Raw genomic sequence first — 19745 nt, 5'->3', positions numbered from 1 at the left:
GTGCATGACACTGCAGGGCAACATTCACGAACGCGACTGGTCCGTCGAAGTCGAGACGCGCCCGTGCGAATCGGGCGAATTCCGCTGCCGCGTGTCGGTCGAGCATGGCGCCGGCGCCGCGCGCTTTCACCATACGTTCGAGCACAGCCATGCGTATCCGACCGAGCGTGAGGCGATGATCGAAGGGCTGCGGGCAGGCATGACATGGATCGAGATGAAGGCGTCGCAGACCTTCAACGTATGAACGATCCCGCGCCGACGAAGGCGCGGGCAGACTATCGGCCGGGCAGCGATCGAAGAAATCGCGCCGTGCCACGGGCAACACGTGCCGCCGCATGTCGATGCGGGCGGCATATGCAAGGCGGTCGACGAGCGGGCGGCCCCGTCAGGAGACACGACATGGGCGTGGGCATGCAGATCGCCTGCCATGGATTCGCGGGTACCGCCGCGATCGAAGCCGAAGCCGGCGCGCTGCTGGTGCGGCTCGAGCGCTTCCGCGCGCTGATCGACGGCTGCCACCTCGCCATCGAATCGCGTGCCGCCGCCGATGGCGCGCGCCGGTACGACGTGCGGCTCGACCTCGTGATGCGCGACACGTCGCTCTGGCTGCTGCCGGCGTGTGTCGGCGACGACATGGACGACACGCTGCGCCGCGCGTTCATGCAGGCCGAACAGGCGCTGATCGCATGCCAGGCGGGCGGTGCAAGGGTGGGGCTGCGCGATGCGGCGGCAGGCAGCGCGGCGCAATGAGGCATCGCACGCGATGCCGCGCCGGCGGCCGGGCGCCGGCGCGCCCGGTCAGACCCGGGCGAGCGCTTGCGAGTCGATGATGCGCACGCGCTTGCCGCGCGTTTCGACCAGCGCTTCGCGATGGAACCGCGAGAACATCCGGCTGACGGTTTCGAGCTTCATCCCGAGATAGCAGCCGATTTCCTCGCGCGTCATCCGCAGGTTGAATTCCGTCGCCGAATAGCCGCGCGCCTCGAAGCGTGACGACAGGTTCAGCAGGAATTGCGCGACGCGCTGTTCGGCCGACATCGTGCCGAGCAGCAGCATCTGGCTCGATTCGCGGACGATCTCGCTGCTCAGCATCTGGTAGAGGAAGTGCTGCATCGGCTTGATCTCGCGGCACGCCGCTTCGAGCGCGCCGAACGGGATGATGCACACGACGCTGTCTTCGAGCGCGATCGCGTCGCAGCAGTGCTGGCCGCTGCCGATGCCGTCCATCCCGAGCGTTTCACCGGCAATCTGGAAGCCCGTCACGTGCTCGCGGCCGTCGCGATGCATCATCACCGTCTTGAACGAACCCGCGCGCACCGCGTAGATGCTCTGGAACGGATCGTCGGTGCGGAACAGCGCATCGCCCTGGCGCACCTGCCGGGTCGTGCAGATGATCGCGTCGAGGCGGCCGTATTCGGCGGCCGTCAGTTGCGGCGGCAGGCACATCGAGCGCATCGCGCACGCCGAGCAGCGCGCGGCGGGATGCTTGGCGGCGTCGGCACGCGTGACCGCGCGAAGCGAAATCGTCGGCCGGGGCGTGATGGATACGTCGGCGGCGCAGGCGGTGGCTGTGGACATGAGTCACTCCGGCTCGTCAGGGGCGGTGCACGCGAGCGTGCACCAGGGATTCGATGACGCGGCATGCGGCGTCGAATTCGACGGTCTTGTCGAAGAAGTAGTCGGCTCCGGCCGACGCGCATGCCTCTCTGAATGCCGGCGCCGAGTGATTCGTCAGCACGATCGTGACGATGCGCGGCGCGGCCTTCGACAGCGTCCCGATCAGGTCGAGGCCGCTGCCGTCCGCCAGCCGCAGGTCGACGATCACGACATCCGCCTGGCTGCTGCGGATGTGCGTCCACGCGTCCTGGCCGTCTTCCGCCTCGCCCACGACGGCGACACCGCGGATCGCGCCGACGAGCAGCGCGATCCGCTGTCGGACGGCGACGGCGTGATCGACGAGAAACACCCGGAGCGCGGCGGGCAACTGGCTGGCATTCATGCCGGCAGTATCGTGTTGCGCCGCCGAAAATGAAATCGGCCGAATTGGAAGTTGATGTAGGCCGCGGCGACGCGTTGTAGGGCGATTCCTACAACGCGTACGGGAAACCGCCGGAGCGGCCCCGGTGTGACGTGCCGCCTGTGGGGCAGGCGGGTCGTGCTGCCGGATCAGCCGGCCCGGCGCGCGTCGAGCGCATCGCGCGCGGTTCGGCACGCGGCCAGATCCCACGCCGCACAGCCGACGCTCTTGAACAGCAGCGGCCCGGTGCGGTCGAATGCGCCGCCCAGCACGTCGGCGAGCGACGCGACCTGCTGCCAGTCGACCTGCGCGACGATCAGGTCGCCGGCTTCGTGGCGGGCGCCGGCCGGATCGTCGACGACCAGCCGGCTGGCACGCACGGTATTCGCGTCGATTTCCGCGGCATCCGCGGTGAACGCGCCGACGCCGACCACGAGCCGGCCTTCGCGCGCGGCTTCGCGGTAGACGGGCGTGCGGCTCGTCGTCAGCGTCACGACGACGTCGATCGCATCGGGAACCGCGTCGCCGTCGAGCGGTGCGAGATGCGGCGCGTGCGCGCGGTGCGCGGCGCAGAATGCCGCCGCGCTGTCGGCGCGATTGCCGCGCACGTGCAGGCGCGCGTCGGGAAAGATCGCCGCGAGCGCTTCCGCGTGATTGGCCGCCTGCTTGCCGGTGCCGATCAACAGGATGTCGCGCGGCGCGGCGCCGTGCAGCGCCTGGATGCCGAGCGCGGTGATGGCCGCCGTGCGGCGTCCGGTGACCGTCGGGCCGTCGAGCGCGAAGCGCATTTCGCCGGTGGTCGCGTCGTACGCGGTCACCTGGCCGAGGATCGTCGGCAGCCCGCGCGCGCCGTTGCCCGGGCACACGTTCACGAGCTTGTGGGTCGCGAGGTCACGCGCGCTCGACGGCATCGACAGCATCACGCCGCCGGCCTGCAGCGGCACGACCAGGCGCTCGGGGCTGACGATTTCGCCCGCCGCATAGTCGGCGACGGCCTGCCTGAGCGTGGCGAGCAGCGCCGGGTAGTCGAGCAGCGCGGCCGTGTCGGCCGCATCGAAAACGGGAATCGGGGAAAGCGCGGTCATCGTGTACGTCGCATGCGTCGGTGAGCGTGGACGACGGGCGCATGCCGCGCCCGCCACAAATCTGCCGGATACCATGACACAGGGCAGTGTGGATCGAATCTATACCACTTGCTGGCCCGTCTGCAACCCAGAAAATAAAGCGCCTTGCCGGTTTTGGTTCTAATATCTGTCCAGAAGGGCCGCCATGGCCTCGATGCCGGCGCGCTCCGGTATAGTGCGAACCCATTCCAGATTCACGCCCGCGACCGGGCAGGAGCTACACGATGATGTCCGCGCGTCCCGACTCACTCGAAGGCGGTTTCAAGCCGATGCAGATCTACGAGCAGGTGGCCGAGAAGATCCGCGACGAGATCCGCGCGGGGCGCTACGCCGCCGAGTCGCGGCTGCCGTCCGAGCGCGAGCTCGCGGGGCTGTTCCAGGTCGGCCGGCCGGCCGTGCGCGAAGCGCTCGGCGCGCTGCAGAACGAAGGGCTCGTGTTCACGAAGCGCAATTCGGGCACCTACGTCGTCGCGGCGCCGCTCGACGTGCTCGCGCAGCGCGGCGACACGCACGAGGCGTCCGAAGCCGATTTCAGCCCGACGTCGACGCTCGACGTGCGGTTGATCCTCGAGCCGGCGATCGCGCGCCTCGCGGCCGCGCACGGCCGGGCCGACCCCGGCGCCGAACGCTACCTGGCGCAGATGGAAACCATTACCGACGTCGACGATCCGCATCAGCGGGCGCTGTGGAACGAGAGCGACCGGTTGTTCCACCGGCAACTCGCGTTGATGACGGGCGACGCGCTGATCGTGAAGATCGCGGACGAAGTCGCGAAGACGATGGATCAGCCGCTGTGGAAGCGGCTGAAGGACGACGGCATCTACGACGCGGGCCGGATCCGGCTCTACGTGTCCGAGCATCGGCTGATCTACGAGGCGATCGTGTCGGGCGACGCCGATGCGGCGGCGTTCTATGTCGAACAGCACATCCGCCGCGTGCGGCGCGACATCGCGCCGAAGTGACCGCGCCGAAATCGTTCTGGTCTGAAAAATGACCAGAATCGAACACTTTATTTTGAAATTGCTTGCGCAGTGACCACGCGTGTCCTACATTGGTTTCACACAAAACCAATCAGGAGACATCATGCGATACCTCGTTACCGCGCTTTCGGTGGCCATCGCCGCCGGCGCGCTGACTTCCGCGCACGCGCAGGAAGTCGTGATGATCGGCCATTCGGCGCCGCTGACCGGCCCGCAGGCCGCGAACGGCAAGGACAATGAAAACGGCGCGCGCCTGGCCGTCGACGAACTCAACAAGGCCGGCATCAAGGTCGCCGGCAAGACCGTCACGTTCAAACTGGTTTCCGACGACGACCAGGCCGACCCGAAAGCGGGCGTGCAGGTGGCGCAGAACCTCGTCGACAAGGGCGTCGTCGCGGTGCTCGGCCCGTACAACTCGGGCGTCGCGATTCCCGCATCGCGCGTGTACTCGAATGCCGGCGTGCCGATGCTGCCGGTCGCATCGAACCCGGCGCTGACCAAGCAGGGCTTCAAGAACATCTTCCGGATCGGCGCGAGCGACGAGCAGCTCGGCGGCACGATGGCCACGTTCGCCGCGAAGACGCTGAACGCGAAAACCGCCGCCGTGATCGACGATCGCACCGCGTACGGGCAGGGCGTCGCCGAGCAGTTCATGAACGTCGCGAAGGCGAACGGGATCAGGATCGTCGACCAGGAATTCACGAACTCGTCGGCCACCGATTTCCTCGGCATCCTCACCAAGATCAAGGCCAGCAACCCCGACGTGATCTTCCTCGGCGGCTATGCGGCGCAGGGCGCGCCGATGGCCAAGCAGATGAAGCAGCGCGGCCTGCGCGCGAAGCTGCTCGGCGGCGACGGCATCTGCTCGGCCGACATGGGCAAGGTCGCGGGCGACGCGGCATCGATCGTCTACTGCGCGCAGGGCGGCGTCGCGCTCGAGAAGACGGCGGCCGGCCGCGAATTCCTGAAGAAGTACCACGACACGTATCACACCGATACGCAGGTCTACGGCGTGAACTACTACGACGGGATGAAGCTGCTCGCCGACGCGATGGTCAAGGCCGGTACGACCACCGACAAGGCGAAGCTGATCGCGCAGCTCGCGAAGTCGAACTACGCGGGCGTCGCGGGCACCTATTCGTTCGACGCGAACGGCGACCTGAAGGGCGCGCCGACGACCGTCTACGTGATCCGCAACGGCCTGCCGGAACCGTACGCGAAGTAAGCGCCGCACCAAGCCTGTCACCGGACGGCGGCGCGACCGCCGTCCTTCGTTTCCACGCATCCGATCGACCATGAAAATTTCCCGATCCCTTTCCACCGTCGAAGTGCATACGGGCGGCGAAGCGTTCCGCATCGTCACGAGCGGGCTGCCGAGACTGCCGGGCGACACGATCGTCCAGCGTCGCGCGTGGCTCAAGGAGAACGCCGACGAGATCCGCCGCGCGCTGATGTTCGAACCGCGCGGCCACGCCGACATGTACGGCGGCTACCTCACCGAGCCGGTGTCGCCGACTGCCGATTTCGGCGTGATCTTCGTGCACAACGAAGGCTACAGCGACCATTGCGGACACGGCGTGATCGCGCTGTCGACCGCCGCCGTCGAGCTCGGCTGGGTGCAGCGCACGGTGCCGGAAACGCGGGTCGGCATCGACGCGCCGTGCGGCTTCATCGAGGCTTTCGTGAAGTGGGACGGCGAGCATGCGGGGCCGGTGCGCTTCGTCAACGTGCCGTCGTTCATCTGGCAACGCGACGTGTCGGTCGAGACGCCGTCGTTCGGCACCGTGACCGGCGACATCGCGTACGGCGGCGCGTTCTATTTCTACGTCGACGGCGCGCCGTTCGACCTGCCGGTGCGCGAAGCGGCGGTGGAAAGGCTGATCCGCTTCGGCGCTGAAGTGAAGGCCGCCGCGAACGCGAAATACCCGGTCGTGCATCCGGAGATTCCGGAAATCAACCACATCTACGGCACGATCATCGCGAACGCGCCGCGCCATCCGGGCTCGACGCAGGCGAACTGCTGCGTGTTCGCGGATCGCGAGGTCGACCGCTCGCCGACGGGCTCCGGCACCGGCGGCCGGGTCGCGCAGCTCTACCAGCGCGGGTTGCTCGCGGCCGGCGACACGCTCGTCAACGAATCGATCGTCGGCACGGTCTTCAAGGGGCGCGTGCTGCGCGAAACGACGGTCGGCGGCATGCCCGCCGTGATTCCGGAAGTGGAAGGCAGCGCGCATATCTGCGGGTTCGCGAACTGGATCGTCGACGAGCGCGATCCGATGACCTACGGTTTTCTCGTGCGCTGAGTCGCCGCGCCGATCGGCCGCGCGTTGCGCGGCTTCCCGTTTGTCGTACCAGGCTTGGCGCGTCGTTCCCGTGAGGGAGCGCGCGCCTTTTTTGCGTGTGAACCGGCGCCCGGCCGCCCGTGCAGGCGGGCGCGACGCCGTCGCGGTTCGGCGGGCCGCGCGAGTTTGGTACGATGCACCCTTTTCAGCCGAGCTCCACCCGCGTGAATCGCCGAAACGTGTCGTCAGTGCGTGACTTCTGTGCCAGATGGGTCGCGCGCGCCCAACCCGTCGCGGCTGCCGCCGTCGCGCGGGTCAAGCCTCTCGCCGCCGTTGCGTGGCACCACCTGCGTCATCCGACGCGCCGCGGCGTGCTGCTCGCGGGCGCCGCCGTGCCGGCGCTGTTCGTGGTGTACGTGGTCGTGCTCATCCCGTTTACGCCGGGCATCGGCGACATCCGCAAGGCGCGTGTCGACCAGCCCGCGCAGGTGCTATCCGCCGACGGCAAGCTGCTGGCCGAATTCAAGCCGTCGAACCGGGAATGGGTGCCGCTCAAGCAGATCTCGCCGCACATGGTCGACGCACTGATCGCGACCGAGGATCACCGCTTCTACGAGCATCACGGCCTCGACTGGAAGCGCACGGCATCGGCCGCGCTCCATACGTTCTCGGGCAGCCGCCAGGGCGGCTCGACGATCACGCAGCAGCTCGCGCGCAACCTGTATCCGGACGAAATCGGCCGCGCGCCGACGCTCACGCGCAAGGTGAAGGAGGCGATCACCGCGCTGAAGATCGAGGCCGTCTACAGCAAGGACCAGATCCTCGAGACCTACCTGAACACGGTGCCGTTCCTGTACAACGCGTACGGCGTCGAGATGGCCGCGCGCACCTATTTCGACAAGTCCGCCGACGAGCTCGACGTGCTCGACAGCGCGACGCTCGTCGGGATGCTGAAGGGCAACAGCTACTACAACCCGGTGCTGAACCCCGAGCGCGCGCTGCAGCGGCGCAATACGGTGCTCGGCCAGATGGTGAAGTACGGCAAGCTGTCGCCCGCGCAGTTCGCGCAATTGCAGCGCCGGCCGTTGCGGATCGATTTCGAGCGCCAGAAGGAGCCGCCCGGGCCGGCGCCGCATTTCGCGCAGCAACTCCGCAAATGGCTGATCGCGTGGGCCGACCGCAACGACTACAACATCTACGCGGACGGGCTGATCGTGCGCACGACGATCGACTCGCGGCTGCAGCAGATGGCGACGCAGGCGCTCACGCTGCAGGGCAACCAGTTGCAGGGCATCGCGAACAACGCGTGGAGCGGCCGCGACGGCTGCGGCACCGACAACGAGGTATTCCGCACCTTCATGCGCGAGTCGCCCGAGTACAAGGCCGCGCAGGACGCCGGCAAGGACGACGCGGCCGCGATGAAGCTGCTCGCGGCCGACCGCGGCTTCATGCGTGCGCTGTGCAAGACCAAGACCGACGTGCAGGCCGGCTTCCTCGCGATCGACCCGCGCAACGGGCAGATCCGCGCGTGGGTCGGCAGCCGCGACTTCACCAGCGAGCCGTTCGACCACGTCGCGCAGGCGCGGCGCCAGCCGGGCTCGACGTTCAAGCCGTTCGTCTATGGCGTCGCGTTCGCGAACGGGATGAAACCGGACGACACGTTCATCGACCAGCCGGTCGAGATCCCGTTGAAGGGCGGCGAGATCTGGCGGCCGAACGACGACGTGCCGCCGACGGGCAAGCCGATGACGCTGCGCGACGCGGTCGCGCTGTCGCGCAACCGGATCACCGCGCAGGTGATGGAGAAGGTCGGGCCGGCCTCCGTCGCCAGGCTCGCGCGCGACATGGGCGTGCGGGAAAGCCCGCTCGAACGCGTGCCGTCGCTCGCGCTCGGCACGAGCCCGGTCACGCTGAAGGAAATGGTCGCGTCGTACGCGACGGTCGCGAACGGCGGGCTGTATGTCGAACCGCAGATGGTGACGCGCATCGAGAACCGCCAGGGCGACGTGCTCGCCGAGTACGCGCCTGCGCCGCCCGAGCGCGCGCTCGACGCCGAAACCGACAAGACGCTGCTCAGCGTGATGCGCGACGTCGTGACGCGGGGCACGGGCGGCAGCATCCGCACGCGCTTCGGGATTCGCGGCGACGTGGCCGGCAAGACGGGCACGACGCAGGACAACGCGGACGGCTGGTTCATCCTGATGCAGCCCGGCCTCGTTGCCGGCGCGTGGGTCGGTTTCGACGACGGCCGCGTGACGTTGCGCAGCGATTACTGGGGGCAGGGCGCGCACAGCGCGCTGCCGATCGTCGGCGATTTCTTCCAGCGTGCGCAGCGCGCCCGGATCGTCGACACGAAGGCGAAATTCGATACCGAGCCGTCGCCGGGCTGGTTCGCGTCGCTGCGCGAGCGCGTGACGGACCTGTTCGACACATGGTTCCCGCCCAAGCCTGAGAAGGCTCCCGCGCCGGTCAGGACGCAGCGGGTGGAGCGCGCGCCCGAGGCTGACACCGGCACGGAATCGGCCGCCTCGGCCGCCTCCGCGCCGGAAGCGGCATCGGGTGGCATCGTCGAGGAATGGGTACCGGCGTCCGAAGTGGCCGCGTCGGCTGCCGCGCTGTCGGCCGGCGCTTCGCAACCGCAGCCTGCTCAGCCGCCAGCGGGGACGAGCACGCCAGGCGGCGGCAGTTCGGGCCTCGGTGCTGCGCCGGCCGCCGCCCCTTCGGCTGCACCGGCCCAGCCGCCCGTGCCGGCCGCTCCCGACGCGAGCGGCGCGTCGCAGTAACGGAGCCGTTCAGATTTCGCGCGCGGCTGCCGTAATCATGGTGTCACGACAGCTCGCGCGGTCGCTCCGCGCCTCTCCGATGAGGCTATCTTCCGACTACGTCGCGCTCGCGCGCGACGATCTCGCCGCCGGTGTTCCGCTCGCCTTCGATCTCTACGATGCCGACGGCGCCGCGCTGCTGCCGGCGGGCACGACGCTGCGCGATGCCGCGCAGCATGCATTCCTGTTCGACCATTTCCGGCCGGTACGCCGGCGCGACGACACCGAAGCCGTAGCCGAAACCGAAACCGCGCCGCGCGTGCCCGACGCGGTGCCGCATGCCACGCGAATGGGGTTGTCGGCGGGCGCCGCGATCGGCATCCGCCGCCGGGTCGGCACGACTCGCGGGTTGCAGCGCTACCGGCTGATCGGCATTGCCGCCTCGGGTGCGCTGTTCGTCGAGCCGCAGCCGGCGGCCGCGTTCGACTTCGCGAGTGGCGACGACATCGAGGCGGTGGCCATCGGCCGCGCCGCGGTGTCGCGTTTCGGTGCGACGGTGGAATCGGTGCACGAGGCCGGCGGCGCGCGGTTTCTGGTCCTGTCGCCGCCGGGTTTCGTCGACCGCCTGCGCACACGCGCGGAGCCGCGCGTGCCGGTGCGGATCGCCGCCTGCTGCGCAGGCGGAGCGGAGGGCGCGGAAGGCATCGGGATGGTGCACGACATCAGCGTGAGCGGGCTATCGATTGCCGTCGACCGGCCGATTGCCGCCATCGGCGAGCCCTTGCGCGTGCTGCTGCCGTACGCAACGGGCGGCCGGGTCGAACTGCTGGCGCTCGACGGCACGGTGCGGGCCGTCCATGCCGACCCGGCGGCGCCCGCGCTGACGCTGCATCACGCGGCGTTCGGCGAGACCGGCGCCGACGACCTGATTCGCCTCAAGGCGCTGCTGTTCGACCGGCTGATGGCGTCGTCGGGGCGCTGATGCCCGGCGGGGCACGCCGGGTACCGTATCGCGGCATTCGGTGCGCGAACGCCGATAATCGTCTGACGATTCAGTGAATTCCGCGACGATTGTATGTTTTCCGTCAACAGTGAATTCGTGATTTAAGTATTTACCCTGATAGGGCCGCCTCCTAGACTTCTACTCATGCGCAACGACCCCGAGTCCGAAGCGCCTGACAAAACAATCCTGGAGGTAACGCATCATGAAATCGCTGATCAAGGCAGTTGCACTGGCCGCCCTGGTGGCCGCACCGGTCGTTTCGTTCGCCCAGAGCCAGCAGCCGCTGACGCGCGCGCAAGTGCGCGCCGAGCTGGTCCAGCTCGAAAAGGCCGGTTACAACCCGAACGACTGGATCAATTACCCGGAAAACATCCAGGCCGCGCAGGCAAAGATCGCCGCCGCACAGAACACCGGCGCGCAAGCCGATGCAACGGGCTACGGCTCGAACCCTGTCGGGACGTCGCAGTCGGGTCAGCGCGTGCTCGTGCCGACCGCCGCCGACCGTTCGTCGGTGTACTTCGGCCACTAAGCCTGGCAGCGCCCGCAAGGGCGCCCGGCGCTTGCCGTCTCTTCCGAAACCCGCGCACGGTGTCCGTGTGCGGGTTTTGCATTTTGGCTGCCTGATTCGTCGGGGCGGGCGCGAGCGCGTTGCGCCCGATGCGCATCAGCGGCGGCTGCCCGCCTGGCGCGCCCGGGTCGCGAGCACGGCCGCGACACCGCCGAGGATCGCGGCCGATGCGAGCGCGAGCCGCCAGGTCGGCTGTTCCGACAGGAACAGCACGGCGCCGCATGCAGCGATGGGGGGAACGGAGAGCTGGACCGCCGCGGCGCGCATCGCCGTGAGGTGCCGCAGCGCGGCGTACCAGAGCACGTAGCCGAGGCCCGAGGTCAGCGCGCCGGAAAGCACGGCGAGTACGGCGCCGGCCGGCGTGACGTGAAAGCGGGCGGCGAGTGCGACGCTCAGCGCGAGCGCCAGCGGCGCGGCGCGCAGGAAATTGCCTGCGGTCGCCGCGACCGGATCGACGGGCCGACGGCCGCGTATCGAATAGATTCCCCATGCGATGCCCGCGGCCGTCATCAGCGCGGCGCCGCGCGGCGTCGGCGCGGCGAGCCCGGGCGACACGAGATACACCAGTCCGCCGAGCGCCGCGCCGAACCCGGCCCAGCCGGTCGCGGCAAACCGTTCGCCGGCGTGCCATCCCGCCGCAAACATCGTCAGTTGCACCGCGCCGAACAGGATCAGCGCGCCGGTGGCCGCGCTGACGGTCAGATACGCAAACGAGAAGCACGCAACGTACACGAACAGCATCGCCGCGGCGGGCCAGTCCGCAGGCGGGGCGGGCCGCCGCGCCCCCGCGCGCGCGACGATCGCGAGCATCAGCGCGCCGGATACGAGACGCAGGCTGCCGAAGCTGGCCGCGTCGATTCGTCCGGCCTGCAGCGCGAGCCGGCACAGCAGCGAATTCGACGCGAACGCGAGCATCGCGATCGACGTCAGCACGGCGACGCGCATGCCCGGTCGGACATGCAGCGCGAACGTGGAGGCAAGCGGTCGCATCGCGGGCCTCACGCGTGGCTGGCAACGATCAGCACGGCCGCACCGAACAACGCGGCGCCAAGCGGCGCGGTGAGTGCCTGGCCCCAGGCCGCATTCTTCTCGAGTGCCATCAACGCGGCGAGCGCCAGCATCCAGCCGAGACTGCCGGCGCCGACGACGAACATCAGCAGCATCAGCGCCCAGCAGCAGCCGACGCAAAAGAGCCCGTGGCTGACGCCGAGCGCAAACGCGTGACGCATCGGCGTGCGGCCACGCCAGCGGCTGATCACGAAACTGAATGGCGTGCGGCAACGATCGAGACAGTGCGTCTTCAGTCCGCTGAACTGGAACGCGCCCGCGAGCGCGAAGACGGCCGCGCCGATCAGCCAGCCGCGCCACGCGAGCGCCGGCACGCGCGCGACACCTGCCAGCACCAGCCCGTGCAGGCCGTGCGCGACGAGGCCGAAACCGCTCCACGTGGCGACGTAGCCGATGCCGACGAGCGCGAGCAGGCGCGTCTGGTCGGGGCGGCTCGCGACGACGCGGGCGAACGCATCGAACAGCGACAACGTCGTCGGCAGCATCATCGCGAGGATCATCAGCGTCCAGCCGGCCGCGTCGAACGCGGCCGGCAACCACAGCGTGCCGCCCGGCAGCGCGCGGCACAGCGCGCTGAACGGTGCGGACAATGCGCTGTCGCCGTGGTCGAGGTAGCGCCCGTACGGGCTGCGCGTCCATGCCCACAGCGTGAGCCACGCGAACGCGACGAGACTCGCGAGCACGAGCGGAAACAGGCGCCGATGCAGCGAAGCAGCCATGGCCGTGGGCGTGCGATCGCGCTTCACGCGTCGAACAGGAACGTGCTCTGCAGCGCGTTGTGATTCTTCAGATCGACGTCGATGCCGATCGCCGCGTTCTTCGACCGGTAGACCGGCGCCTTGCCGACGAACACCGGTGCGCCGGGTACCGTCGAGAACACGGTGTCGGTCAGCGTCGTCTGCGCGCCGCTCGGGCCGAGATACGGCTCGAGTTCCGCGTGATAGTCGGTGCCGATCGACAGTGTGCCGCGCGCCCCTTCGACGTTGAAGGCGATGGGGGCGCGTTCGATCGACACGACCGTGCCGATCAGTTTCGCGAGTTCGGCGATCGGGCCGCCGGCCTGGCCGGTGTAGACCTTCAGCAGCGCCTGCTCCTGCACGTCGGATGCCGTGTCGCTGACGTAGATCGCGGCCGTCCAGTTGCCTTGCAGGATGTTGCCCGGCACGCGGCACACGGCGGCGATCGTGTTGCCGCTCACGTCGACGCCGTCGACGGTGCCCTTGTCGACATGCCATGCGACGATCGTGTCGCAGACGCCGAAATCCGGGTCCTCGCCGATCCAGCACGGGCAGAGTACGCGACAGTTGCAGACCTCGAGCAGACGGCCTTCCAGGTGATAGCTCATGATTCCCTCCAGGGAGCGACGGCGATAGCACGTTGGGCCGGGTGGAGGAACCTGACTGACGAGTCGTCACCCCGCTCGGCGATGCGAACGCGAAATGCGCTGAGGAATGCGCGGAAGCGGAGACGGGATGGATGCGATAGCGCGGGCCTGAAGCGGCGTATCGATTTTCCAGTGTAGGTGCGCGGGGCCGATATGCAAGCCGTCGCGGGCGCTGCGATGCCGGCTGACAAGCCGGCGCGCGTGCGCTAGCATCGCGATCGGTATCGCCGCCGCACGGCGGCCGATGCGCGACAGCACGACAGGCCCGGCACCGGGTTCCACGACTTCAACGAACAACAAGGAGCATCCATGCGTGTCTTGACCGGTTTGCTGTGCGCACTGGCGCTGGCGGCGAACGTCGCCCATGCGCAGGCGAATTGTGCCGACGCGACGGACCAGGCGGCGATGACGGCGTGCGCCGATCGCGCGTACAGGAAATCCGACGGGGAACTGAACCGGATCTACCAGGCCGTCACCGCGCGCCTGCGCGATGCGCGGCCGCTCGCCGACAAGCTCGTGAACGCGCAGCGTGCGTGGATCGCGTATCGCGATGCCGAATGCAGCTTCTCCAGCGCGAACGCCGAGGGCGGCAGCGCGTATCCGATGGTCGTGTCGACCTGCCTCGACGATCTGACGAAAGCGCGCACCGAAACGCTGAAGGGCTATCTGTCGTGCGAGGAAGGCGATCTCGCGTGCCCGGTGCCTGCGAAGTAGGCGTGGTGAGCCGCCCGCGGCCGGGCGGCGCACGCCATCCGCTGCCAGACGTCGCTAGACGTCGTCCGTTTCGTCGAGCAGCTTGTGCCGCATCGCGTAGCGCACCAGCGCCGCTTCGTGCGGCATCTGCATCTTTTCCAGGATCCGCGTCTTGTACGTGCTGACCGTCTTCGCGCTCACGCACAGCGCGTTGGCGATCTCGGTCAGCGTCTGGCCCGCCGCGATCCGCCGGAACACGTCGAATTCGCGATCGGACAGCCGCTGGTGCGGCAACGTCTCGGCCGGCTCGTTCAGGCTCTGCGCGAACTGCTCGGCCATCGCGAGGCTCACGTAGACGCCGCCCGACGCCACCTTCGTGACCGCGCCGACCAGCTCGGCGCTCGCGCTTTCCTTCGTCAGATACCCCGACGCGCCGGCACGGAACGCGCGCACCGCGTACTGCTGCTCCGCGTGCATGGTCAGCACGAGCACGCGCAGCGCAGGCTTCTCGTCCTTGATCTGCTTGATCAGTTCGACGCCGTTGCGGCCCGGCATCGACAGGTCGAGCACGAGCACCTGGGCGGGCGTGGCGCGCACGAGCGCGATCGTCGACGGGCCGTCGCAGGCTTCGCCCGCCACTTCGAACCCGGTGGCGTTCTGGAGGATATGCCGCAGACCGTCGCGTACGAGCGTATGGTCGTCGGCGATGAGCACCTTGATCATGTGATGAGCGTTTCCTGTTGTACGGTGCTGAGCGGGAGTGCGACGGTGATCGAGAAACCGCGCGCGAGCGCGGTGTCGATCGTCACGGTGCCGCCCAGCATGTGGGCGCGTTCGCGAATGCCGATCAGGCCGAACGATTTGTCTTCGTGGGCCGGGCCGCCGGGTGCCGAGCCGCGGCCGTTGTCCGCGACGCGCAACACGCAGAAGCCTTCCTCCACGTCGAGCCGCAGCGCGACGCGCGTCGCATCCGCATGGCGCGCGACGTTCGTCAGCGCTTCCTGGACGATCCGGAACAACGTGGTCGCGCCCGCGCTGGTGAACGTGAGGCCGCCCGTTTCGATGTGCCGCTCGACGTCGATCCCGTAGCGGTTCGTGAAATCGTTCGCGAGCCATTCGATCGCCGGCACGAGGCCGAGATCGTCGAGCATCACGGGCCGCAGGTCGGCCGCGATGCGCCGCACCGATGCGACCGTCGCATCGATCAGCCGCCGCATGCCCTGCAGGTGCGACAGCACGCCCGCGTCGGGCAGCGCGCGGCCGGGCATGCGCAGTTGCTGCTCGACCACCGACAGATCCATCTTCAGCGCGGTGAGCTGCTGGCCGAGGTCGTCATGCAGTTCGCGCGCGATGCGGGTCTTTTCCTCTTCGCGCACGTTCTGCAGGTTCGCCGACAGTTCGCGCAACTCCTCGCGCGACAGCTTCAGCGCATTCTCCGCGCGCAGCCGCTCGGTGATGTCGCGCAGCATGACCGTGTAGAGCTTGCCCGACGCGTCGCGGATCTGCGAGATCGATGCCTCGATCGGGAACTCCTCGCCGTTGGCGCGCAGCCCGAACAGCACCCGCTGGCGGCCCATCTGACGTTCGGACACGCCCGTCACGCCGAACTGGTCGACGTGCTTCGCGTGCGCGGCGCGGAACCGTTCGGGGATGAAGCGCGACAGCGGCGCGCCGATCGCTTCCATCGCGGACACACCGAACACCTGCTCGGCCATCGGATTGAAGATCACGACCGTCTGCTTCTCGTCGATCGTGATGATCGCTTCCATCGACGAACGGATGATGCCCATCATCCGCGCCTCGTTGAGGATGCCGCGGCTGCTCGCACCGGAATCGGCGGCACCGGTGCGGCGCAGCAGTGCGTGGACGAGCATCGCGAACGCGATCGACGCGATCAGCCCGGCGGCGAGCACGGTGCCGGCCGCGCGTTGCGCGCCGGTTGCGCTCGGGCGGCCGTCCGCGGAATAGGCGAGCGCCAGCACGGTGCCGCCGAAGTTCAGCTCGTCGGTGCGCCGCATCAGGTCGGGCGATGCCGACGCCTCGTCGGTCGTCGTTTCGACGCTGACGATCGCACGCCGGTCGCCGCCGGCGGTCATCGACACGTCGATTCCGCGTTCCGCGTCGAGCGCGCGCTCGATCAGGCGACGCGGGCTCAACGCCGCGAACAGCACCCCGTCGGCGGAGGCTTCGCGCGTGCCGGACGGCGGGGCGGCCGCATGCGGCGACGCGGCGACCGGCACGAACAGCGTGAAGGTGCGGGCGTCGCGGGATGTGTCGTCGTCGGCCGGGTGGACGCCGAGCGCGATGTCGCCGGTCTGCAGCGCGCGCGCGAGCGGCGCCGCGTCGGAGGCGCCGAAGCGCACGACGGGCGAATTCGACGCCGGCGCGCTGAGCACCGCGGTCGCGAGCGTGCCGGCCGGCATCGGGTTCGTGCCGGCGAGTGCGGTGCGGGTCGCGGGCGGCAGCGGCGCATAGCCGATCTGGCGAACCGGCGAGCGGCCGCTGTCGAGGTCGAGCGTGTCCACGTACCGGCGCCACTGCTCGGGCGTCATGTCCGGGACGAGGCTGAACGCGCCGCGCGCGCCTGCGAGCACGGCAACGCCGGACTGCAGCTCGTGGCGGAGCATGGCCGTCACGTGCGACGTGCGGCGTTCGAAACGCGTATGGACGGCGCCTTGCCACTGCTCGCGCACGAGCAGCGCGACGCCGAGCGACAGCGCCGCGCCGGCGCACAGCGCAACGACGCCGGCCGCGAGCGGCTGGCGTAACATGATCTGGAGGCGCGTGGGCCCTCGGGCGTCACGCGTCGGGGTTCCACTGGCGGTCATTCGATGGCCATTCTGTTGTCGGGGGCCGCCCCGTGGCACGGGGGCAGCGCAGCAAAACCGGGCAAAACTCGCACCGGCTGCACGCAACGTCTAATTTCAAGATGAAATTGTGCGCGATTTACACGTTTTTTGTAATGGGGTCACTAGAAATTGCGGCAAACGGCGTGAAGCAGCGGGTGCGCCGGCCGCACTTGACGCGCATCAACGGGCGCGTCGGCACGTGGGGCAGACTGTTCGGCAGGCCAGCCGGCACCGGGCCGGGTGGCGATAACGGGCCGCCGTCGCGCGACGCGCGAGGCGTGCCCGGTCGGAGGGACGGACCATGTACAAGCGGATTTTCGTCGGGCTCGACGGCAGCCCGAGCGCGCGTCTCGCGCTGAACGAGGCGATCCGGATCGCGGCGGCGTCAGGCGGTGAAGTCACCTGCGCGTATGTCGTCGAGCACCGGCCGCAGCTCGTCGACGTCGATGCGGGTTTCGCGGCCGAGCGCGATGGCGATGCGGCCGCGACCGATGCCGCGACACCGGTGCTCGACGCTGCGAAAGCGGTGCTCGCCCAGGAGCACGTGCCGGGCACCGTGCGCGCGCTCGACGCCTACGGCGAGGATGTCGCCACCGTGCTGATGCGCACGGCGGCCGAAACTGATGCCGACCTGATCGTGATGGGCACGAGCGGGCGGCACGGCCTGCGCAGGCTGCTGCTCGGCAGCGTCGCCGAATCGCTGCTGCGCGCGGCCGACCGGCCCGTGCTGCTGGTGCGGCACAGCGAGCCGGGCGCGCCGTCGGCAGCGTGACGTACGCGGGGCGCGGTGCCGACGCATGGGCGGCCGCGGGCGGCGGCTGTCGCGCGGATCCGCCGGATGACGGCCTGACGAATCGGAAACGCGCGACGCGCCGGCCGACGCTCGGCGTGTGAACGCGACGGCCGTTTCCGTCGCACCGGCCGGGCGAGGGCGGTACACCCGATGCGCCCCATGGGCGCAATCGCGTGCCCATGGTTGCATCCCGATGCGCAGTTCTGGCAGCATCGGCCGGTGTCCGCTTGTTCGCCGCGCGCATGGCCGCGGCGTTCGACCCAGCGGCATCCGGCGGCATGCGGTCGCGTTCGCGACGGGCGAAGCGATCCGGTGCGCCGGGTGTCCGGTTCCTTACCTTACCGACGTCATCCGCCATGCCGATTTCCGCTACCGACCTGATTCGCCAGTTCGACCTGCAGCCGCACCCCGAGGGCGGCTATTTCCGCGAAACCTACCGTGCGACCGATTCGGTCGTGCGTCCCGCCGACGGCGCGCCGCGCGCCGCGTCGACGGCGATCTACTACCTGTTGTGCGACGGCGCTTACTCGTCGTGGCATCGAATCCGTTCCGACGAAGTCTGGCATTTCTATGCGGGCGATCCGATCGAGGTATGGGTGCTCGACGAGCGCGACGGGTTGACGATCCACCGGCTGGGCAACCCGCTCACGCATCCGGGCACCGTGTTCCAGGCGGTCGTGCGGGCCGGGAGCTGGTTCGGCGCGCGCTGCGCGGCGCCGGAGCACGTCGCGCTCGTCGGCTGCACGGTGGCGCCGGGTTTCGAGTTCGCGGAATTCGAACTGGCCGACGCAGCCGCGCTGGCCGCCGCGTTTCCCGACTACGCGGAACACGTCGCGCGGCTCGCGCAGCGCCCGGACGCATGAGCGCGACGGCGGTGCCGGCAGCCTCCTGAAGCCCGCGCCGAAGGCGCGGGTTCCGCGCGATCGCGGCCAAACCCGTTTAGAATGCCCGTCATGCACTGGTTGGCTGCGGACGTGCCGCGGCGGCCGCTGCCCAGCCGGTCCGACGGCCCTCGTCGCGCGGCCGCATGTCTTCCAGGAGCGCCGCCGTGTGGCACTTTCCCATCGCTATTCCATCGTCGCTCGGCCCGTGGGCCGTGTTCGCGAGCGTGTTGATCACGCAGCTCGGCGTGCCGGTGCCGGCCGTGCCGATGCTGATTCTCGGCGGCACGATGGCGGCAATGGGGCAGGCATCCTGGGTCAGCATGTTCGCGGCGGCGATCGGCGCGACGATGCTGGCCGATTCGCTGTGGTTCTTCATGGGCCGCACGCGCGGCCGGCGCCTGTTGAACGGCCTCGTGCGCTTCTCGCTGTCGCTCGACACCACGCTGCGTTTCGCGCGTAACGTATTCGAAAGGTACGGCGCGCCGCTGCTCGTGCTGTCCAAGTTCCTGCCGGGCCTCGGCCTCGTGTCGGCGCCGCTGCTCGGCACGACCGCGATCGGTGTCGGCGTGTTCCTGTTCTGGGATCTGGCCGGCGCGTCGCTGTGGGCCGCGTTCTGGCTGGTCGGCGGTGCGGCCATTCACGACCAGATCGTCCAGTTCGTGCTGTGGGTGCGCGCGAGCGGCGGCACGATCCTCGACGCGTTCCTCGCGATCTTCATCACGTTCCTGCTGTACCGCTGGGTGCGTCGCGTGCAGTTCCGCCGTTATCTCGCGCAGGTGCGCATTTCGCCACCGCAGCTCGTCGAGATGATGACGTCGGACGAACCGCCGCTGATTTTCGACGCGCGGCCGAAGGCGATTCGCGAGCGCGAACCGTACCGGATCGCCGGCGCGGTGCCGGTCGATCTCGATTCGCCGGACCTGCTCGACCCCGAATTGCTGAAACGGCCGATCGTCGTCTATTGCGTGTGCCCGAACGAGGCCACGGCCAAGCGCCTGATCGCGAAGATGCAGCGCAAGAAGATGATCCACAACATCCGCGCGCTGAAGGGCGGCCTCGATGCGTGGGAAAAGCACGGCTACCCGGTCGAGCCGATGCCGGCCGATCTCGACGCGTCGCGTTATTTCGTGCGGCCGGAACACGGGGCGCTCGAAGGCGAATATACGGTGCGCGCGACGCTGTCGAAGTAACGCCCGGAGAGGCAGTGCGTGACGAAAACTCCCAATAGCACACCCAATTTCGGGTAGGTAGTCGTCTGCCCCGGGGCGCTCAGAGGCCTCAATCCGAAAACCAAACTCATCTCGTTACGGGATTTGTCGGCGTATAACATTCGCGTTC

The 19745-nt window shown here is 69.0% G+C and carries 20 protein-coding genes; 12 read left to right on the top strand and 8 right to left on the bottom strand.

Annotated elements, in window-relative coordinates; translation table 11 throughout:
* Positions 1-4: 4 nt before the first annotated feature.
* The gene (locus APZ15_RS32040; RefSeq protein WP_006479066.1) at positions 5-244 is read left to right on the top strand and encodes a hypothetical protein; all 240 of its coding nucleotides are present in this window, start codon (positions 5-7) and stop codon (positions 242-244) included.
* 155 nt (positions 245-399) lie between these two features.
* Positions 400-750 carry a hypothetical protein gene (locus tag APZ15_RS32035; protein WP_027791547.1) on the top strand — a complete coding sequence of 117 codons (351 nt, stop codon included), beginning with the start codon at positions 400-402 and terminating at the stop codon, positions 748-750.
* 48 nt (positions 751-798) lie between these two features.
* Here APZ15_RS32035 and APZ15_RS32030 read toward each other — a convergent pair whose 3' ends face one another.
* From APZ15_RS32030 to lhpI, 3 genes are all read right to left on the bottom strand, one after another.
* The gene (locus tag APZ15_RS32030; RefSeq protein ID WP_027791548.1) at positions 799-1578 is read right to left on the bottom strand and encodes a helix-turn-helix domain-containing protein; all 780 of its coding nucleotides are present in this window, start codon (positions 1576-1578) and stop codon (positions 799-801) included.
* 16 nt (positions 1579-1594) lie between these two features.
* Positions 1595-1999: a response regulator transcription factor gene (locus APZ15_RS32025; RefSeq protein ID WP_027791549.1), complete on the bottom strand. Its 405-nt coding sequence runs from the start codon at positions 1997-1999 to the stop codon at positions 1595-1597.
* Between the two features lie 167 nt (positions 2000-2166).
* Entirely contained in the window at positions 2167-3102 is a 936-nt protein-coding gene (lhpI, locus tag APZ15_RS32020) for a bifunctional Delta(1)-pyrroline-2-carboxylate/Delta(1)-piperideine-2-carboxylate reductase (protein WP_027791550.1), read from the bottom strand.
* Between the two features lie 263 nt (positions 3103-3365).
* Between lhpI and APZ15_RS32015 the strand changes: the two genes are divergently transcribed.
* The 6 genes from APZ15_RS32015 (at position 3366) to APZ15_RS31990 (ending at position 10697) form a co-directional block, all read left to right on the top strand.
* Positions 3366-4103 carry a FadR/GntR family transcriptional regulator gene (locus tag APZ15_RS32015; RefSeq protein ID WP_027791551.1) on the top strand — a complete coding sequence of 246 codons (738 nt, stop codon included), beginning with the start codon at positions 3366-3368 and terminating at the stop codon, positions 4101-4103.
* 121 nt (positions 4104-4224) lie between these two features.
* Positions 4225-5346, top strand: coding sequence for a branched-chain amino acid ABC transporter substrate-binding protein (locus tag APZ15_RS32010; protein ID WP_027791552.1), 1122 nt, complete (start codon positions 4225-4227; stop codon positions 5344-5346).
* 70 nt (positions 5347-5416) lie between these two features.
* Positions 5417-6424, top strand: a complete 1008-nt coding sequence (gene lhpH / locus APZ15_RS32005) for a trans-3-hydroxy-L-proline dehydratase (protein WP_027791553.1) — start codon at positions 5417-5419, stop codon at positions 6422-6424.
* Between the two features lie 173 nt (positions 6425-6597).
* Positions 6598-9186, top strand: coding sequence for a penicillin-binding protein 1A (locus tag APZ15_RS32000; RefSeq protein WP_027791554.1), 2589 nt, complete (start codon positions 6598-6600; stop codon positions 9184-9186).
* 79 nt (positions 9187-9265) lie between these two features.
* Positions 9266-10147, top strand: coding sequence for a PilZ domain-containing protein (locus tag APZ15_RS31995; RefSeq protein WP_027791555.1), 882 nt, complete (start codon positions 9266-9268; stop codon positions 10145-10147).
* Between the two features lie 223 nt (positions 10148-10370).
* Entirely contained in the window at positions 10371-10697 is a 327-nt protein-coding gene (locus APZ15_RS31990) for a DUF4148 domain-containing protein (RefSeq protein WP_027791556.1), read from the top strand.
* Positions 10698-10832: 135 nt separating this feature from the next.
* Here APZ15_RS31990 and APZ15_RS31985 read toward each other — a convergent pair whose 3' ends face one another.
* From APZ15_RS31985 to APZ15_RS31975, 3 genes are read right to left on the bottom strand one after another with little or no spacing between them, the layout of a single operon-like run.
* The gene (locus APZ15_RS31985; RefSeq protein WP_049096640.1) at positions 10833-11726 is read right to left on the bottom strand and encodes a DMT family transporter; all 894 of its coding nucleotides are present in this window, start codon (positions 11724-11726) and stop codon (positions 10833-10835) included.
* 8 nt (positions 11727-11734) lie between these two features.
* Positions 11735-12523, bottom strand: a complete 789-nt coding sequence (locus APZ15_RS31980; RefSeq protein ID WP_027791558.1) for a DUF2182 domain-containing protein — start codon at positions 12521-12523, stop codon at positions 11735-11737.
* 23 nt (positions 12524-12546) lie between these two features.
* Complete coding sequence (locus tag APZ15_RS31975; protein WP_027791559.1) at positions 12547-13149, bottom strand: DUF1326 domain-containing protein; 603 nt, start codon at positions 13147-13149, stop codon at positions 12547-12549.
* A 348-nt stretch (positions 13150-13497) separates the two neighbouring features.
* Between APZ15_RS31975 and APZ15_RS31970 the strand changes: the two genes are divergently transcribed.
* Complete coding sequence (locus tag APZ15_RS31970; protein WP_021159155.1) at positions 13498-13902, top strand: lysozyme inhibitor LprI family protein; 405 nt, start codon at positions 13498-13500, stop codon at positions 13900-13902.
* A gap of 54 nt (positions 13903-13956) precedes the next feature.
* On the opposite strand, the gene APZ15_RS31965 is transcribed toward APZ15_RS31970, so the two are convergent.
* Positions 13957-14604 (bottom strand): response regulator, encoded by a 648-nt coding sequence (locus APZ15_RS31965; RefSeq protein ID WP_006483707.1) that lies wholly within the window; start codon positions 14602-14604, stop codon positions 13957-13959.
* The gene (locus APZ15_RS31960; protein WP_027791560.1) at positions 14601-16709 is read right to left on the bottom strand and encodes a PAS domain-containing sensor histidine kinase; all 2109 of its coding nucleotides are present in this window, start codon (positions 16707-16709) and stop codon (positions 14601-14603) included. Before APZ15_RS31960 ends, APZ15_RS31965 begins: the two co-directional genes overlap by 4 nt.
* A 322-nt stretch (positions 16710-17031) precedes the next feature.
* Here APZ15_RS31960 and APZ15_RS31955 point away from each other — a divergent pair, with 322 nt between their 5' ends.
* The 3 genes from APZ15_RS31955 to APZ15_RS31945 all read left to right on the top strand — a co-directional run bounded on the left by APZ15_RS31955 (position 17032) and on the right by APZ15_RS31945 (position 19597).
* Entirely contained in the window at positions 17032-17502 is a 471-nt protein-coding gene (locus tag APZ15_RS31955; RefSeq protein WP_021159153.1) for a universal stress protein, read from the top strand.
* Positions 17503-17879: 377 nt separating this feature from the next.
* Positions 17880-18386, top strand: coding sequence for a cupin domain-containing protein (locus tag APZ15_RS31950; protein WP_027791561.1), 507 nt, complete (start codon positions 17880-17882; stop codon positions 18384-18386).
* 185 nt (positions 18387-18571) lie between these two features.
* Positions 18572-19597 (top strand): DedA family protein/thiosulfate sulfurtransferase GlpE, encoded by a 1026-nt coding sequence (locus APZ15_RS31945; protein WP_021159151.1) that lies wholly within the window; start codon positions 18572-18574, stop codon positions 19595-19597.
* Positions 19598-19745: the final 148 nt, after the last annotated feature.

Source organism: Burkholderia cepacia ATCC 25416, from assembly GCF_001411495.1.
GTDB lineage: Bacteria > Pseudomonadota > Gammaproteobacteria > Burkholderiales > Burkholderiaceae > Burkholderia > Burkholderia cepacia.
The sequence above is the reverse complement of the archived record's forward strand: the minus strand, read 5'-3'. Positions and strand labels throughout refer to the sequence as shown.